The following is a 16,244-nucleotide window of genomic DNA, read 5'->3' as shown; positions in this document are numbered from 1 at the left end:
TGGTCAGCTGGTAGGCGAGGGTGTCGATGAGTCGCAGTTGGAGGTTGGGGCCGACGAGTCCTACTTCGAACGACGAATGCTGACAACGCTCTCTCACGCACTAGTGACACCCGCCGAGATGACACTGGTAAGCGGCCGCGCGCCTACTCGGGATGAGATGCGAACTGCCGTGGACGAGGGTGTTTCAAGCGAGCTGTGCGCTGTTGTGCTTGACGTGGTCGGCAAGGGGGGGGCGGAGGCAACGTCCACCAGGCCACCCACGGACCTGCGCTGGTCTGGGGTGGTGGGTCCCAGAGCTCGGGGCCGGTGGTGGTCGTGCCGGGCACCCTGGCGTAGTAGGCGATCGCTTGGCCGCCGGGGGAGGCCTCCGAGCGGTATGGGCTCGCGGCGGCGCCGGATGCCGGCGGCTGCGCGACCGGATGGGCCTGGTGCCGCTGCTTGCGGGTCTGCTCGCGGCGGCCTTGGTGGAGCCGGGCGCACCGGCTGTCCGACGACGGCTCACAGCGGCACCTGGACCACCACGCCCTCCGCCTGGTACTGAGGCGGTCCATCCACAGCGCTGTGAGCAGCGTGCGGCCGACCTGGTGCCACTTCACCAGCACCGTGCCCGGCTCGACCGCGAAGGCCTCCCAGGAGTCGTCGGCCGGAGTCGCCGGCTGCACGTGGCGGACCGGCGAGCCGTCGCTGTAGCCGATGTGCAGTTGCCGGGTGACCGGCAGCGGCTGGCTCAGCCGTACCGTGCCGAAGTTGATCACTCCCGGTTCGACCACCACCTCCGGAGGCGATGTCGGCGGTTCTGGTGCCATGGAGGAGCCGAGGTCGCGCTCGGGTTGGGTTGCGAGCCCTCCGGGGCTGATGACTACCCGCCCGTGAGGCGTACGGGGATTCCCACTGGGTGTTGCGAGCCGTCCAGGGTTGATGCGACCGGCCTCGGCGGCCGGTCGGTGGCCAGGGCCTGCTCAACCGCGTTGGGGTGCGGCTTTCCCGGTCGGCCTTTGATCGGCTTGGTTGAGGTGTCGTCAAGGGCGGGTCGACATCGCCGCGTGGGCCCCGGGTGGGCTGACGCCTGCGCCCCGGACCCGTGCATGTCCCAGAAAATTTCCTGAGCATGACAGGGTGGGCGCAGGCGTCCGCGACGTTGTGCAGCCTGGATCGGGTGCTCAGCTGGCCTTGGCGGTCGGCCGGGCGCCGCTGTGTGGCGGCCAGGCGATCGTCTGGTCCAGCAGCCCGACCTGGTGGATGATGAAACCCGCGTGGAAGCGGTTGCGGGCGCCCAGGTAGTCCATGATCTCCGCGACATGGCGCTGGCACGTGCGCAGCGAAATGCCGAGGCGGCGGGCGATGACCTTGTCCTCCAGGCCCTCGGTGAGGAGGCGGACGATGGTTGCCTTGGTGGCATCCGGGGCCCAGGATGACACGTTGGGCCCAGAGTCGACCAGGAACGGCCGGGCGTAGCTCCATATGTGCTCGAACGCGTCTGCGGCGAACTGGATCAGGCTCGGGTCGCGGATCAGGACGACGCCACTGGACTTGCCCGCCAGCTCGATGACGGCCATGGCGCGGTCGAAGACCAGGAGCCGGCTGAAGTAGTCGCTGACCGTGCGGACCTGGGCGCCCAGGTCGGTAATCCGTTCCACGTAGGCGAGGGTCGAAAGGCTGTACTGTGCGGCGTGCTGGTAGAGGCAGCGCACCTGCACCCCACGTCCGAGCAGTTCGTCGGCCATGGTCAGGCAGCCGTTGACGGTAGCGGCGGGATGGGCACCGCCGGGCTGGCAGACCAGCACCTCGGATTCGGCGTAGGTGATGGCGTTTTTGACGGCGAGGCGGATGTTCTCGGCCGTGTCCAGTGGCTCGACGGCATACTGCTGCAATCGCCGTCGCTCACTCATCTCGAAGATGTCACGCAGGGAGTCGAAGTCCGACCGGATCAGGTCCACTTCCTGCTGCCGTGACATCAGGTCGCGGACGGTGCGGTCGAGCAGCTTCGCCTTGGCGCTGTCCGGTGATATCGCGGTGAAGCGCATCGGTTCTTCGAACAGTCGACTCACCAGTCTGAGCCTTATTAATCGGTCGACGGCGTCCGCGGCCTGCTCGAACCCGAGCCCGGTGTCCGTGCAGACCTGCGCGAGTCCGACCGCGTCGCTCTCGGCTATATGGCGATACACGCTCACATCAACGTCGGTGAGAGCCGGTACTCCGATGGCGTCATAAAAGTCCGGATTGGGCATAGTTGTCTCCCCCTCGTATCCCCGTCATGCGGTGATCGATCATCTACGAAGTTGGCCCTCGAGATCAACCTCGGGGCAGGATGTTTCGAGGGGGCTGTCAAGTTCGAAAACAGGCTCTGACTGGGGGATGTGTCCTGAAGGGGTCGGTTGTGAACGCTGATTGGAGGGCGTCTGTCGGTATTGCGACAGCGTTGTCGCGCCGTCACCCGTGCGGGTCTCGGTCAACCGTCCGCGGCACTTCCCCCAGTGACCGATTCGGTGTTGTCGCACCGGTGCGACGAAACGAGGGATGGATCAATGGCAATCCGGTCGACGGACGAAATAGCCGAGACCGACCTGGTAGGGATCGGATTCGGTCCCGCCAACCTGGCCCTGGCGGTGGCGCTGCGGGAACAGGGCATTGGCGCGAATGCCGAGGGCCCGGTGCGGGCGCGGTTCTTCGAGCGGCAGCCGCAGTTCGGCTGGCACCGGGGCATGCTGATCGAGGGCGCGACCATGCAGGTGTCGTTCCTCAAGGACCTGGCCACCGTGCGCAATCCCACCAGCGAGTACGGGTACCTCTCCTATCTGAAGGAGAAGGGTCGGCTGCTCGACTTCATCAACCACAAGACCTTCTTCCCGCTGCGGGTCGAGTTCCATGACTACCTCGACTGGGCGGCGGCCCGGTTCACCGACGTGGTGGACTACCGCTCCGAGGTGGTGGAGATCCGGCCCGTCACCGACGAGCAGGGCGTCACCAGCCTGCTCGACGTGGTGGTGCGCCAGGACGGGGAGTTGGTCACCCACCGCACCCGCAATGTGGTGGTCGCCACCGGCCTGGTGCCGGTGCTGCCGCCAGGCGCCACGAACGGCGAGCGGACGTGGCACAGCTCCGAAACGCTCACCCGGGTCGAGGAGATCGCCGCGAGGGATCCCCGCCGGTTTGTGGTGGTGGGGGCGGGCCAGAGCGCCGCCGAGGTGGTCGCCTACCTGCACGGGCGGTTCCCCGAGGCCGAGGTGCACGCGGTGCTGTCCCGCTACGGGTACAGCGTCGCGGACGACAGCGCCTTCGCCAATCGGATCTTCGACCCGGCGGCCGTGGACGACTACTTCGAGGCGTCCGGCGAGGTGAAGAACCAACTCCTCGGCTACCACGCCAACACCAACTACTCGGTGGTCGACATGGACCTCATCCAGGACCTCTACAATCGCTCGTACCTGGAGAACGTGACCGGGCGTCAGCGCCTGCACATCCGCAACATCTCCCGCCTGTGCGACGTCGAGTCGACCATCGACGGCGTGCGGGCGCTGATCGAGTACCTGCCGACCGGCGAGGTCTCCGCGCTCGACGCCGACGCCGTGGTCTATGCCACCGGCTACCGGCCGGGCCACCCGGCGGAGCTGCTCGGCGGGCTCGTCACCTCCTGCAAGACCGACGAGCACGGCAGGCTCGAGGTCGGCCGGGACTACCGGGTGGTGACCGAGGAGACCCTGAGGGCGGGGATCTACCTCCAGGGCCCGACCGAACACAGCCACGGCATCTCCTCCGGCCTGCTGTCGAACATCGCGGTGCGGGCAGGCGAGATTGTCGACACGATCACCCTCGGCCTGTCCGGCGCCGCAGTCCCGGAGAGTGCCGAGTGATCAGCCGGATCGACCACATCGGCATCGTCTGCCGGGACCTCGACGACACGGTCGAGTTCTACCGGGCCACCCACGGTTTCGAGCTCTGCCACGTCGAGGTGATCGACAGTCAGGGCGTGCGCGAGGCGATGCTCAAGGTGGGGGCCACCGACGACGGCGCCGCCTCGTACATTCAGCTGTTGGAGCCGGTACGCGACGACTCGGCGGTCTCCGCCTGGCTGGCCGAAAACGGGCCGGGTGTCCACCATATCGCCTTCGGGACGGACGACGTGGAAGCCGAGTCCGAGCGCCTCAAGGCACGCGGCATCCGGCCGATCTTCGACCCGCCCGGTACCGGCTCGCGCGGCACGCGCGTGACCTTCCTGCATCCCAGGGACTGCCACGGGGTGCTGACCGAACTCGTCACCCTGCCCTGAACCCGGCCGGTCGGCCGGCGACCGCGACTCCAGGAGTCCGGCCGGCCGACGACCACCCCAACCCACTGGAGAAGCACATGTTTGTTCCCGACCTCTACCAGGCCGACGGCGAGGCGTGGCCGCGGCGGATCATGCGTGACCACCCGCTCGCCACCCTGACCAGCGGCGGCGGCCAGGCCGCCCCCTTCGCGACCCACGTCCCCTCGCTGCTCACCCCGGGCACGTCCGAGGACGCGCCGCTGGTCGGCCTGGAGCTTATCGGCCACATGAACCGGGCCAACCCTCATTGGTCGGCCCTCAGCGACGGCACCCCCGCCCGGATGATGTTCGACGGGCCGTACGGCTACGTCACCCCGGCGGTCTACCACACCGACCCCGCCGCGCCGACCTGGAACTTCACCTCGGTGCACGTGCAGGGCCGGCTGCGCCTGGTGCAGGACCCCGAGGAGACGCTGCAGATCGTCCGCTGGACCGTGGAGACCCTGGAGCGGCTGTTCGGCGACAAGTGGGACGCCGGCACCTCCATGGACTACTTCCGCAGTATTCTCCCCGGGGTCGGCGCGTTCTACCTGGAGATAGAGTCCGTGGACGCGACGTTCAAGCTCAGCCAGGAGAAGTCAGCCGAGATCCAGGAGCGGGTGATCCAGCGCTTCGAGCAGGACACCGCAGGCGGCCACCGTCAGCTCGCGCGCGTCATGCGCGAGTTCGGGCTCGGCGAGACCGCCAGTCCGACCGCCTCCTGACCGGCGCGGGGCAGCTGGGAATGCGAGGCAACGACGGCCGGAAGATCGACCGGCGCACGCTGGAGGCAATACGGTTGCGGGCCGTCCAGCAGGTGGAGAGCGGGGTCCGGGTCGAGGAGGTGGCCGCTGCGCTGGGGTTTTCCCGGGCCGCGGTGTTTGCCTGGGTGGCCAAGTACAGGTCGGAAGGCGAGCAGTCGCTGCACCGGCGTCCGGCCCCGGGGCGGGCACCGATCCTGGGCGCCCGACAGTTGACCGAACTAGCCCGGCTGGTCGTCGGCGGCCAGCCGCGGCAGTACGGACTCGACGGGGCGCTGTGGACGCGGGAGACGGTCGGCTCACTCGCGGCCGACGCCTTCGGCGTGGCGCTGTCCACAGCCGCTCTCGGCCGAGCGCTGGACCGGCTCGGCCTCGCCCCCCGGCACCCGCTGCACCAGGCACCGGACGCCGACGCCGAGTGGCTCGCCGCCTGGAGGCGGGACCGGCTGCCGGAGCTGCGGGCCGAGTCGGCGCGGCGCGGTGCGGTGTGCTACCTCGTGGGCGGCGGCTCCGTCCTCGGTGCCGAGCCGGTCACCCTGATCTCCGCCGTGACCGGCCGGGCGGGGCTGCGCTTCGCGGCCCTGCCCGGCGCGCCGGGCCTGAGGCTCGCCCAGGAGTTCTCCGCCAGACTGCTGAGCGACGCGGGCGGCCCGGTGACCATGCTCGTCCACGGCGAACTCGCCCCGCTCTTCTCGTGGGCGGCGGCCCTCGAACCGCAGAACCGGCTATGGGTGGTGACCACCCATCCGGTCGTCGAACCGGAGCCTTGCCCGGCGGCCGGCCGCAACTCCGCCACACGCTGGCGGCACCGCGGTGCCGTGCAGGCCCCTGCTCTGCCGGCCACCCGCTTCATTCGCTGTCAAGCCGCGGCCCGACCGGTCCTCACCGCCGAGGGCGGCCGCCGCCGGCCGCTACCGAACATCTAGCCCGAAGGCACGCCGATGACCGAGCCCGCCCGAAACCCCATGAGCGTCCCCGGACTCCCCAGCCTCTTCGAGGACCTGGTCCAGGGAGTCCTCCGCTGGGACCTGCTCTTCCCCTGGCCGCGGCAGGACGAGCAGGACCTCCATCAGGGCGAGCAGACCGCCCGAGTCCTGCGTGAACTGCTCGACGACTGCGCCGACCCGCGGACCGTCGAGGAGACCGGCGCCCTGCCGGACGGACTGGTGGACCGGCTGCGCGAGGCCGGGCTGCTGCACCTCGCGGTCGACCCCGAGCACGGCGGCGCCGGCCTGTCGCCGCGCAATGTCCTGCGGGTGATCGAGGCGGCGGCCGACTGGGCCCCTGCCGCCGGCCTGCTGCTCGCCTTCCACAACGGTCTCGGCGTGCCCGCCTACCTTCCGGTGCTCGCGGAAGGGCCGCTCTTGGACCACCTGCGCAAGGCGATCGCCGCCGGGGCGCTGACCGGAGCCGCGGATACCGAACCCGAGGGGGCCGCCAACGCGGCCCGCCATGTGACCGCCACCCCTGTCGAGGACGGCGCCGCCTACCTGCTGAACGGCCGTAAGATCTTCATCGGCAACGGGCCCATTGCCGATCTGCTGACCGTCACGGCCACCGTCGAGGAGCCGGACGGCAAGCGGATCCGGCAGTTCTTCGTCCACACCACGACCCCCGGGTTCTCCGTCGCCGCGCGCCATGATTACCTGGGCCTGCGCGGGATGCCCAGCGGCCTGCTGGTGTTCGAGGACGTGCGCGTCCCCGCCGAGCTGGTGCTGTCCGAGGAGCAGCCCGGCGTTTGGCGGACCCCGCATCGGAGCTACCCGCTCGCCCGTGGCCGGCTCCAGATCATCGCCCCGCCGTCGGCCGCGATTATTCGGCAGTGCCTGGAGTACGCGCGGGACTTCCTCGCGCGGCGGCGCGTGAACGGACGGCCGCTGGCCGACTATGACGAGATCCAGCGCGGTCTGGCGACCAGCCTGGCCGAGTTGTACGCCCTGGAAAGCGTGGTGGAGTGGACCACGCTCGCCGACGCGGACGGCCGGGAGATCAACCTGGTCTTCGACCGCTTCGCCGCCAAGAACATCACCTCGCTGCTCGCTTGGCGGACCGTCGAGCGCACCCTGACCCTGCTCGCGGGCGAGGGGTACGAGACCGCGCGCAGCAAGGAGCGGCGGCAGGCCGCGGCGCTGCCGCTGGAGCGGATGTACCGCGACGCCCGCGGGCTGCGGATCGCCGGAGGGGTGGAGTCGCTGCTCCAGGCCCGGCTCGGACTCATCGCCCTGAGCTACTTCCCCGTCTCCCCGGCCGAGCCCGCCGGGGGGACGCCGACCGACCCGACCGACCTGGCCGGTCTGTCCGAACGCAACCTCGCGAACTGGCGGGCCGTGGCCGATGGCTCCCGCGAACTGGCCAGGCTCTGCGCCCGGCTGACCGAGCGGTGGCCCGACCGCCGGGAGCTGGCGGCCCAGGACCACCTGCTCGTCCAGCTGGGCTTGATCATCGAGGAACTGCTCACCATGGGGCTCGTGCTGGCCCGCACCGCCGACGGCGCGTGCCCGGAGGGGGCCCGGGACGGGCAGGCCCTGGCGGACCTCTTCTGCGCCGGGGCCGGGCACCGCATCGCCGACGCGCGCCGCCGGATCGACGCGCTGGTGGAGGGCACCGAGCCGGACTGCGCCGCGGTCGCGGCGGGGTGGCTCGCCGAGCGGGGGAGCGGGCAGGCATGAGCACGGCCGAGACCACCGCGGTCGTCGCGGAGCTCAGCAGCCACCAGCGCCGCATGTGGTTCAGCGAGCAGCTCGCCCCGGGAAACATCGGGTACCTGATCCAGCGTGCGCTCCGACTGACCGGTCCGCTGGACATCACCGCTCTCCGGCGGGCGGTCGCCCGGCTGGTGGAGCGGCATGAGAGCCTGCGCACCACCTACCGGCAGACCGGCGACGGCGTCCGGCAGGTGGTCCGGGACAGCGGTCCGGAGGTCTTCGAGCTGCGCGAGCCACTCACGCTCCCGCCGGGTGGCGAGCGGGACGAGGAGCTCCGGGAGCTGATCGAGCGGGCCCGGGAGCGACGATTCGACTTGGCCGCCGGGCCGTTGCTGCGGGTCGAGCTGGTCCCGCTCGGCGAGCAGGAGCACCTGCTGCTGCTGACCATCCACCACATCGCTTTCGACGGCTGGTCGATGGGCGTCTTCTTCCATGAACTCGCGCTCTGCTACAGGGCGTTCGCGGATGGAGCCGAGCCCGGGCTGGACCCCGCGCCCGGCTTCCTGGCGCACCTCGAGCGGGTCGCGGCGCGGCCGAAGGACCCGGCGGCCGCTGAATACTGGCGGCGCACGCTGGCGGGCGCCCCGGCGGACTCCGGGCTCCCGCTCGACTTCCCGCCGGGCCGCCACAGCAGCGGCCGGGCGCACCTGGCGAGGTTCGAGTTGTCTGAGCCGGTGCGGCAGCGGTTGGCCGGCCTCGGCCGGGCCCATCGCTCCACCGCGTTCATCACGGCGCTGGCGCTGTACGCCGGCATGCTCTGCCGGTGCGCGGGCACCGAGGAGATCATCGTCGCGGTGCCGAGCGCCGGGCGCGCCGCCGGGACGGAGGCGGCCGGTCTGGTCGGCTTCCTCGTCAACGTCGTTCCGGTCCGGGTGCGGTGCACGGCGGAGACCACCTTGGACACACTGGTCGACGAGACCCGGCAGGCCCTGCTCGACGCTTTGGAACACCTGCTCCCGTTCGATCGCGTCGTGGCGCTGAGCGACGTACCGCGCCAGGCACACCGCCCGGCGCTTGCCCAGGTCGGCTTCGATCTGCACGCCCCGGCGGCCGTACCCGAGTTCGGCGGTCCGACCGCCGTCGAGTGGCCGATCCCGCCGCTGGTCACCCGGTTCGAGGTGGAACTGCACCTGGAGCACCGGCGGGACCGAACGACCGGGCAACTGCTGCTCTCTGCAGACCTGTTCGAGGCGGACGCGGCCGAGACGCTGGTCGAGGAGCTCACCGCCCTGGCCGACCGGTGGACCCGCGCGCCCGGGCTGGCGCTCGGCGACCTCGACGATTAGCGGGCCGCGGGCCGGCCGGCCCCACCGCGAGAGCCGGCCTGCCGCGCGCCCTGGACGAACCACTAGAGAGGCGCAAGCAATGACAACGCAGTCCGGTACCGGCCTGGTCGAAGTGCTGATCGGCATATGGGAGGAGGCACTCGGGATGGCCGACATCGGTATGGAGGAGAACTTCTTCGACCTCGGCGGTGACTCGATGGCCGCGACCACCATCGCCACCCGCATCCAGCGCGAGCTCGGCCAAGAGGTGCCGATCCGGCTGATTTTCAACCACCCCACCGTGGCCGAACTGGCCGCCGCACTGACCGTGGAGGCCGTGGCATGACCGGGATCTCGCTCTGGGGCGGTGACGCCGACCCCCGCTGCCTCCTGGAGGCCCTGCTGGAGACCGCGGCGACCAGACCCGACGCGATCGCGGTCGTCGACGGGGACCGCGAATTCAGCTACGCCCACCTGGTCGGCTGGGCCAGGGACATCGCGGACCTGCTGGCCAAGCACGGGGTCGCGGCCGAGGACCGGGTCGGAGTGACCGGGCCGCGCGGTGCCGAGGTGGTGGCCGCGATGCTCGGCGCCGCCTTCCTGGGCGCCGCCTATGTGCCGTTGGACCCGGAATACCCGGTGCGCCGCCTGGCCCACATGCTGGCGGACAGCGGGGCGTCCGTGCTACTGCACACCGGCGAGGTGGCGGACCTGGAATCCTCCGCCGTCCGCGTGCCCATCCCGGGGCCGGAGGACTCGCAGCCCCACCGGCCCGGCGACGGCTGGCAGCCGGTCGCATGCCGTCCCGACCTTCCTTTCTACGTCATCTACACCTCGGGCTCCACCGGCTGGCCGAAGGGCGTCGCGATCCCGCACAGCTGCCTGGACAACATGGTTGAGTGGCAGGCCGCCCACTCGCCCGCGCCCGACCTCCGCACCGGCCAGTTCGCCCCGTTGAACTTCGACGTCTCCTTCCAGGAGGTGCTCGGCTCGCTGCGCGGCGCCGGGACGGTGGTGATCGTGCCCGAGCGGCTGCGCCGCGAGCCGGTCCAGTTGCTCGCCTGGCTGGCCGAGAACCGGATCGAACGGCTCTTCCTGCCGTACGTGGCGCTGCAGATGCTGGCCGTCGCGGTCGCGGCCGAGCCGGATCTGGACGGGCTGCGGCTGCGCGAGCTGAACACCGCCGGCGAGCAGGTGGTCTGCAGCCAGCAGATCCGTGCGATGTTCGAGCGGCTGCCGCAGGCCCGATTGGTCAACCACTACGGGCAGAGCGAGTCCGCGATGGTGACCTCGCACATCCTGCCCGCCGCCGTCCAGGACTGGCCGACCCTGCCGCCGATCGGCGTGCCCCTGCCCGGGTGCGAACTCCTGATCGACCCGACCGGCAAGGAGGAGTCGAACGTCGGCGAGCTGCTGGTCGCGGGTCTTCCGGTCTCGCTCGGCTACCTCAACCGGCCGGAGCTGAACGAGGAGCGCTACCGGACCGTCGAGCCCACCCCGTACGGGCACGAGCGGGTGTTCCGCACGGGCGACCTGGTCCGGATCGAGGACGGCGTGGTGCAGTTCCTCTCCCGGCTGGACAGCGACGTGAAGATCCGCGGCATCCGGGTGAACCTGTTGGAGGTAGACGTCCAGCTGCTCGGCCGGCCCGGCGTCGACGGTGCCGCCTGCGTCGTGGTGGAGAGCGCCTCCGGTCTCAAGAGCCTCCGGGCGGCCGTGACGGCCTCGACCGACGGTCCGGAGCCCGATCTGCCGGCGATCCTCGCCCACCTGCGCGAGGTGCTGCCCGAGGTGTCGGTGCCGCTGACGATCACCGTGCTGCCCGCACTGCCCCGCACCCCGAGCGGCAAGACCGACCGGGACGCCGTGGCGAACCTGATCACCGAGGACATCGCACGCCGACGGGCGACCGAGGCGGCGAACCGGGCCGGGGGATCGCGGGCATGACCGTGCTCACGGGGGATCGGGCGGCCGGGTTACCGCCGACCGCCGCGCAGCAGGTGCTGTGGGCGGAGGAACAGGTGGCCGAACTCGGAAGCAACTCCGGGTACTTGGCGGTCACCATCACCGGCTCGGTGACCGAACGGGAGCTGCGCGCCGCCGCCGAGGCGGTCCTGCATCGCCACGAGCCGGTGCGTACCGTCCTGCGCCTGGTCGACGGCGTGCTGCGCGGATTCGTCCTGCCCGCCGCGGAACTCCTGCGCTTCCGTACCGCCGCGCTGCCCTGTTCACCGGGGGAGGAACGGAAGTCGGTACGCGCGTGGATGGCCAGGCACGAGGCACCGCGCCGCTGGGACCTGGCTGAAGAGGGCTGTCTGCAGTTCCTCCTGCTTGACCACGGTGGCGGCCGCCGGACCCTGGCGATGCCGGCCCACCACGCCGGCTTCGACGGCCGCAGCAAGTTCCTGGTCGCGGCCGACTTCACCCGGTTCCTCAGCTCTGTGCGGGCCGGCGAGCCGCTGGACCGCGAGGTCCTGAGTGAGGCGGAGGCCCCGGAGGCGGCGGAGGACGTCTGCGCGGAGGCCGTTGCCCACTGGACCGGGGCCATGGCCGACATCCGGGAGCCGATGGCGCTGCCCGGCACGGTGACCGGGAGGCAAGGGCCCGTGGCGGGGACCAGGATGGTCGACATCGACCCCGCCCACGTTGCCGGGCTGCGCGATCTGGCCGAGCGCCAGGGGGTCAGCACCTTCACCACACTGGTGGCGGCGCTCGGCCTTCAGCTGGCCCGGTACGGCAACCGGCGCTCCGTGCTCGGCATCGCCGCGGACGTCAGCGACACCCGCACGGCCAGGGTCGCCAGTGCACAGATCAATGTGGTGCCGATGCTTCTTGAGACCGATCCGGACGCCTCGGGCGAGACGCTGGTGGCGGAGGCCGCCGCTGCGCTCGGCCGGGTCCGCCGGTACCGCCGGGTGCCCTTCCAGCAACTGGTGAAGGCCCTGCCGTCGGGCAGCGCGGCGCGGTTGATGACCCAGGTCGGCGTCTCCTTCCCGCGCCCGCCGCGCGGGCTGCGGCTGGAGGTCCCCGGGCTCGCGCTGGACTGGGACTTCTTCACTCCCAACCGGGCCTCGACCTTCGAACGGACGCTGCAGATCCGGGCGGACTGGCCGAACTGCCGGGTCCGGCTGGACTACCGGGTGGAGAACACCGGGGAGCACGAGGCCGCGGCCTTCAACGAGCACTTCTGCCGGGCCGTTGAGGCGCTTGTCGAGCGGACCGGCTCGAATGGGCGCGCGCTGCGGCTGCCACTGACGTACGACCGGTCCGCCGAACCGGCGGACGGCCGTGCCGCGCTCACCGCGCTGCTCGGTCGGCTCGCGGCGGAGCGGCCGGCTGCGGCCGCGCTGCGCGGCGAGCGATGGCGGCTCACCTTCGCCGAGCTGGTGCCGCTGCTGCGGTCGGCCACCGCGTCGGACCACGGGGAGACGGCCGAGGTTCTAGCCGCCCTACGCGAGGTGCTGACCGGCCCGGTGAGCGGTGCCGACGCTCTGTGGGCGGCCGCCGACCTCGCGGTTCCGGCCGGACCGGGAGAAGGGACGGCGACGGCCGCGTACCTGCCCGCGCCGGTTCCGGTGCTCGCGGTGGAGGCGGTCGCGGCCTGGCGGCGCGGCGCGGCGCTGGAACTACTGCGCGACCCGGCGGCCGAACCTGGCGAGCGCGTCGCTCGGCTGTACGGGCCGCTCGCGGTCCTCCGGGAGCTCGCGGGCCGACGGCTGTCGCCGGGACCATCCGGCGAGCCGGACGCCCTGGTGGTTCCGCTGGACCAGCTGTGCCCCGCGGCCGAGCTGCTCGACTGGACCGCGTCGGGGCGGGTTCTGCAGGCGCCCTGCCTTGCCGCGGGCCAGGTGGTCGGTTGGGCGGGGCTCGGTGCGCGGCCGTTCGACCCGCCGCGGATCACCGCCGTGCCCGGGCTGCGTCTGGAGGTCCGAAGCGAGGACGGCGAGCCGCTGCCCGAAGGCGTGCCGGGGCGGATCACCGCCGTAGTGAACGGGATGGAGCGGCCGGTGACCGACGGACGGCACGGTGCCGGGCAAGGCCGGGTCACGGCCGAAGGACGGATCGACTACCTGGGAGCCGACGGCCGACGCTGGCTCAGCCACCACGGGTTGATCGACGTTCCGCTGGTCGAGCGGGTGCTGTACGGACTGCCGGGAGTCCACGAGGCGGCTGTGGTGCTGCGGGAGACCCGGCGGGGCTCGGCCGCGGTGCTGGTCGTAGCGGTGGCCGACGCGGTGGAGCCCGTGGATGCGGGCACGATCCGCGCGGCACTGCGCGAGCGGCTGCCGGGGCAGGACCTGCCCGGCCGGATCGAGATCACGCGCGTGCTGCCGCGTGACGACCACGGATCGGTGGACACCGTCGCACTCGGTGCCGCCGGTTCCAGGGAATACGGAAAGAGCTAAGGAGATCGAACCCATGACGGATGTACTCGCCGAGGCTGTGGTGAACGGAGCGGGCCGGGAGGAGCTGGAGAGCCTGCCCGTGCCGAAGGAGTTCACGGCCCTGCACACCAGGATCGAGGACGTGGATCTCTTCCGCGGGGAGAGAGACAGGGATGTCCGCCGCTCTCTCCGCCTGGGCGCGGTGCCGATGCCGGAGCTGGCGCCGGACGAGGTGCTGATCGCCGTGATGGCCAGCGGCATCAACTACAACACCGTGTGGTCGGCCACCTTCGAGCCCGTGCCGACCTATGCCTTCCTGCGCCAGCTCGGCAAGCAGGGCGGCTGGCAGGCCCGGCACGACCAGCCGTACCACGTCATGGGCTCGGACGCGGCGGGTGTCATCGTGCGCACGGGCAGCGGTGTGCGCCGCTGGGACGTCGGTGACCACGTGGTGGTCACCACCGCCTACGTGGACGACCAGGACCCGCTCACCCACCAGGACGGCATGCTGGGCTCGGACCAGCGCGCCTGGGGCTTCGAGACGAACTTCGGCGGGCTCGCCCACTACACGGTCGTCCGGGCCAACCAGCTGCTGCCGAAGCCGGAGGCGCTCACCTGGGAGGAGGCCGCCGCCAACCCGCTGTGCGCCGGAACCGCCTACCGCATGCTGGTCGGCGACCGCGGTGCTCGGATCAAGCAGGGCGACGTCGTCCTGATCTGGGGCGCGGCTGGTGGCCTGGGTGCGTACGCCTCGCAGTTCGTCCGCAACGGCGGCGGGATCGCCGTCGGTGTCGTGAGTTCCGAGGAGAAGGCCGCGCAGGCCAGGTCGCTCGGCTGCCACGCGGTGATCAACCGTCAGGAGATCGGACTCGCCGGCAGTGAGCCGGCCGACCCGAGCGTCGTCGGCAAGAGCCTTGGGAGACTCATCCGCAAGGCGGTCGGCGAGGACCCGAACGTGGTCTTCGAGCACGTCGGACGGGCCACCTTCGGCGTATCTGTCTTCGTCGCCCGCCGCGGCGGCACGGTGGTGACCTGCGGTTCGAGCACCGGGTACCAGCACGAGTTTGACAACCGCTACCTGTGGATGCGGTTGAAGAAGGTGATCGGCAGCCACGGCGCCAACCTGCAGGAGCAGTCGGAGACCAACCGGCTGATCTCGCAGGGGGCGATCAAGACCGCCCTGTCCGTCACCTACCCGATGGAGGAGGCGGCCGAGGCGGCCCGGCTGGTGCAGCAGAACGGCCACATCGGCAAGGTCGGTGTTCTCGGGCTGGCCCCCAAGCCGGGGTTGGGCGTGACCGACCAGGCGCTGCGCGAGCGGATCGGTGAGCTGAACATCGCGCCGCTGCGGCGGTAGTACTGCGTGGGGCCGGGCGCTCGGCCCGGCCCCACGCACCGGTCAGCCGCCGACGGAGAGGTACTCCGCACCCATGGCCTCGGCCCGGGTGCGGCGCTCGGCGAAGACGCCCTCTTTCACCTCGGCCATCTCCTGGAGCACCGAGCGGCGCTGCCGCTTGGAGAGCCGGTCGATGTAGAGCATGCCGTTCAGGTGGTCAGTCTCGTGTTGGAGGCAGCGGGCGAAGTAACCGGTGCCTTCGATGGCCAGTGGGTTTCCGTCCTTGTCGAAGCCGCGGACGACCGTGCGCTCCTCGCGGCCGAGGTCGTGGCGGGGGCCGGGGACGGAGAGGCAGCCCTCGCCGGCCTCGAGCAGGCGCCGACGGCCGGCCGGGTCGTCGATGACCGGGTTCAGGATGTGGCCGACGTGGCGGACGCCGTCGTCGTCGCCGCAGTCGTAGACGAACAGGCGCAGGTCCACGTCCACCTGGTTGGCCGCCAGGCCCGCGCCCTCGGCGACGTACATGGTGAGGAACATGTCGTCGATGAGCTGCGACAGCTCAGGTGTGCCGAACTCCACGGCCTCCTTGCAGGGGCGGTGCAGGATGTCCTCGCCGACCACGGTGACGCGCAGGACCCGGCCGCGCTTGGACTCGGGCGCGAACTCGGGGTAGTCGTCCACGGGTTGCCCCTGGACACGAACCCGGTGGTCCACGGTGGCAGGCTGGAGCTTGGACATGGGCGCGAGAACCTTTCGCGAAACGGTGGGCGCTCGACCTCGACGCCGCACGCGCCCGGTGGGAATGGGCGGCAGCTGGAGTCGGCGGAAGGGTCGGTCAACTGGGCCACTTGACACGTTACTTTGCAAAGGGCGACCCTGGCAACATGAACTCCAGCCATGCAGCAGGTAACTCGGACAGCTCCGCCGTTCCGCTCTTGAACCATCCGGTGCGGGCCGCGCTGATCGAGCTGCTCGGGCAGGTGGAGTCGCTGACGGCCAACGAGGCCGGGCGGCGGCTGGGTCACAGTTCTGGGCTCTGCTCCTTCCATCTGCGTCAGCTGGGCCGGGCCGGGCTGATCGAGGAGGTCCCGCAGAGCGGTGGCCGGGCACGGCCGTGGCGGCTGCGCGGCGGCGCGGCCCGGACCGACGAGGGTGCGGAGCAGACGGAGAGTCCCGAGACCTTCTCGTGCTTCACCCGTGGGCTGGAGGACGAGAGCTTCCGGCGCTGGCTCGCCGAGCGCGACCAGGCGCCCGAGCAGTGGCGGCGGGACGATGCATTCAGCTCCGTCCTGTACCTGACGCCCGATGAGATCGCCGCGCTCGGCGAGAAGGTGCGCCGACTGCTGGCGCCGTACCAGGCGCGGGAGTGGCTGCCTTCCACGCGGCCGGCGGAGGCCGCGCCGGTGGCCGTGATCAGCCGGATCTTCCCGATCCTGCCCTCGACGCCCAGCGAGGACCGGCCTGAGGGTCGCTGACGCCACCTCACTTCCTGCCCGCGGACGCGCCT

Annotated in this window: 14 protein-coding genes; 12 read left to right on the top strand and 2 right to left on the bottom strand. The window is 71.2% G+C overall.

Features of this window, described 5'->3' with window-relative positions:
* The first annotated feature begins 561 nt into the window (after positions 1-561).
* A complete protein-coding gene (locus ACGFRB_RS04230; RefSeq protein ID WP_393238747.1) occupies positions 562-690 on the top strand; it encodes a hypothetical protein in 129 nt (42 codons plus the stop codon).
* Positions 691-1,160: 470 nt separating this feature from the next.
* On the opposite strand, the gene ACGFRB_RS04225 is transcribed toward ACGFRB_RS04230, so the two are convergent.
* A complete protein-coding gene (locus ACGFRB_RS04225; protein ID WP_393238744.1) occupies positions 1,161-2,171 on the bottom strand; it encodes a LuxR C-terminal-related transcriptional regulator in 1,011 nt (336 codons plus the stop codon).
* 354 nt (positions 2,172-2,525) lie between these two features.
* Between ACGFRB_RS04225 and ACGFRB_RS04220 the strand changes: the two genes are divergently transcribed.
* The 10 genes from ACGFRB_RS04220 (at position 2,526) to ccrA (ending at position 14,758) form a co-directional block, all read left to right on the top strand.
* On the top strand, positions 2,526-3,851 hold the full coding sequence (locus ACGFRB_RS04220; RefSeq protein WP_393238741.1) for a lysine N(6)-hydroxylase/L-ornithine N(5)-oxygenase family protein: 1,326 nt from the start codon (positions 2,526-2,528) through the stop codon (positions 3,849-3,851).
* Positions 3,848-4,267, top strand: a complete 420-nt coding sequence (gene mce, locus ACGFRB_RS04215; protein WP_393238738.1) for a methylmalonyl-CoA epimerase — start codon at positions 3,848-3,850, stop codon at positions 4,265-4,267. The genes ACGFRB_RS04220 and mce overlap by 4 nt, the downstream gene beginning before the upstream one ends.
* 77 nt (positions 4,268-4,344) lie before the next feature.
* Entirely contained in the window at positions 4,345-5,010 is a 666-nt protein-coding gene (locus ACGFRB_RS04210; protein ID WP_363003849.1) for an FMN-binding negative transcriptional regulator, read from the top strand.
* A 20-nt stretch (positions 5,011-5,030) separates the two neighbouring features.
* Positions 5,031-5,972 carry a helix-turn-helix domain-containing protein gene (locus ACGFRB_RS04205; protein ID WP_393238734.1) on the top strand — a complete coding sequence of 314 codons (942 nt, stop codon included), beginning with the start codon at positions 5,031-5,033 and terminating at the stop codon, positions 5,970-5,972.
* 15 nt (positions 5,973-5,987) lie between these two features.
* The gene (locus tag ACGFRB_RS04200; RefSeq protein ID WP_363003845.1) at positions 5,988-7,715 is read left to right on the top strand and encodes an acyl-CoA dehydrogenase family protein; all 1,728 of its coding nucleotides are present in this window, start codon (positions 5,988-5,990) and stop codon (positions 7,713-7,715) included.
* Positions 7,712-9,037: a condensation domain-containing protein gene (locus tag ACGFRB_RS04195; protein WP_393238731.1), complete on the top strand. Its 1,326-nt coding sequence runs from the start codon at positions 7,712-7,714 to the stop codon at positions 9,035-9,037. Before ACGFRB_RS04200 ends, ACGFRB_RS04195 begins: the two co-directional genes overlap by 4 nt.
* 79 nt (positions 9,038-9,116) lie before the next feature.
* Positions 9,117-9,362, top strand: a complete 246-nt coding sequence (locus ACGFRB_RS04190; protein ID WP_393238728.1) for a phosphopantetheine-binding protein — start codon at positions 9,117-9,119, stop codon at positions 9,360-9,362.
* Positions 9,359-10,963, top strand: coding sequence for an AMP-binding protein (locus ACGFRB_RS04185; RefSeq protein ID WP_363003839.1), 1,605 nt, complete (start codon positions 9,359-9,361; stop codon positions 10,961-10,963). The genes ACGFRB_RS04190 and ACGFRB_RS04185 overlap by 4 nt, the downstream gene beginning before the upstream one ends.
* Positions 10,960-13,422: a condensation domain-containing protein gene (locus tag ACGFRB_RS04180; RefSeq protein ID WP_393238723.1), complete on the top strand. Its 2,463-nt coding sequence runs from the start codon at positions 10,960-10,962 to the stop codon at positions 13,420-13,422. Before ACGFRB_RS04185 ends, ACGFRB_RS04180 begins: the two co-directional genes overlap by 4 nt.
* A 13-nt stretch (positions 13,423-13,435) precedes the next feature.
* On the top strand, positions 13,436-14,758 hold the full coding sequence (ccrA, locus tag ACGFRB_RS04175) for a crotonyl-CoA carboxylase/reductase (RefSeq protein ID WP_393238720.1): 1,323 nt from the start codon (positions 13,436-13,438) through the stop codon (positions 14,756-14,758).
* A gap of 42 nt (positions 14,759-14,800) precedes the next feature.
* On the opposite strand, the gene def is transcribed toward ccrA, so the two are convergent.
* Entirely contained in the window at positions 14,801-15,475 is a 675-nt protein-coding gene (gene def / locus ACGFRB_RS04170; RefSeq protein ID WP_393238717.1) for a peptide deformylase, read from the bottom strand.
* 146 nt (positions 15,476-15,621) lie between these two features.
* Here def and ACGFRB_RS04165 point away from each other — a divergent pair, with 146 nt between their 5' ends.
* Positions 15,622-16,212 (top strand): helix-turn-helix domain-containing protein, encoded by a 591-nt coding sequence (locus ACGFRB_RS04165; RefSeq protein WP_363003831.1) that lies wholly within the window; start codon positions 15,622-15,624, stop codon positions 16,210-16,212.
* Positions 16,213-16,244 lie beyond the last annotated feature (32 nt).

The sequence above is a fragment of the Streptomyces sp. NPDC048718 genome, from assembly GCF_043198875.1.
Taxonomy (GTDB): domain Bacteria; phylum Actinomycetota; class Actinomycetes; order Streptomycetales; family Streptomycetaceae; genus Streptomyces.
The sequence above is the reverse complement of the archived record's forward strand: the minus strand, read 5'-3'. Positions and strand labels throughout refer to the sequence as shown.

What these genes read in the sequence shown, in the direction of transcription:
- ccrA (WP_393238720.1), top strand. Translation starts at nt 13,436, where the DNA reads ATGACGGATGTACTCGCCGAGGCTGTGGTGAACGGAGCGGGCCGGGAG.
- ACGFRB_RS04180 (WP_393238723.1), top strand. Translation starts at nt 10,960, where the DNA reads ATGACCGTGCTCACGGGGGATCGGGCGGCCGGGTTACCGCCGACCGCC.
- ACGFRB_RS04185 (WP_363003839.1), top strand. Translation starts at nt 9,359, where the DNA reads ATGACCGGGATCTCGCTCTGGGGCGGTGACGCCGACCCCCGCTGCCTC.
- ACGFRB_RS04190 (WP_393238728.1), top strand. Translation starts at nt 9,117, where the DNA reads ATGACAACGCAGTCCGGTACCGGCCTGGTCGAAGTGCTGATCGGCATA.
- ACGFRB_RS04165 (WP_363003831.1), top strand. Translation starts at nt 15,622, where the DNA reads ATGAACTCCAGCCATGCAGCAGGTAACTCGGACAGCTCCGCCGTTCCG.
- ACGFRB_RS04195 (WP_393238731.1), top strand. Translation starts at nt 7,712, where the DNA reads ATGAGCACGGCCGAGACCACCGCGGTCGTCGCGGAGCTCAGCAGCCAC.
- ACGFRB_RS04220 (WP_393238741.1), top strand. Translation starts at nt 2,526, where the DNA reads ATGGCAATCCGGTCGACGGACGAAATAGCCGAGACCGACCTGGTAGGG.
- ACGFRB_RS04210 (WP_363003849.1), top strand. Translation starts at nt 4,345, where the DNA reads ATGTTTGTTCCCGACCTCTACCAGGCCGACGGCGAGGCGTGGCCGCGG.
- ACGFRB_RS04200 (WP_363003845.1), top strand. Translation starts at nt 5,988, where the DNA reads ATGACCGAGCCCGCCCGAAACCCCATGAGCGTCCCCGGACTCCCCAGC.
- def (WP_393238717.1), bottom strand. Translation starts at nt 15,475, where the DNA reads ATGTCCAAGCTCCAGCCTGCCACCGTGGACCACCGGGTTCGTGTCCAG.
- ACGFRB_RS04205 (WP_393238734.1), top strand. Translation starts at nt 5,031, where the DNA reads ATGCGAGGCAACGACGGCCGGAAGATCGACCGGCGCACGCTGGAGGCA.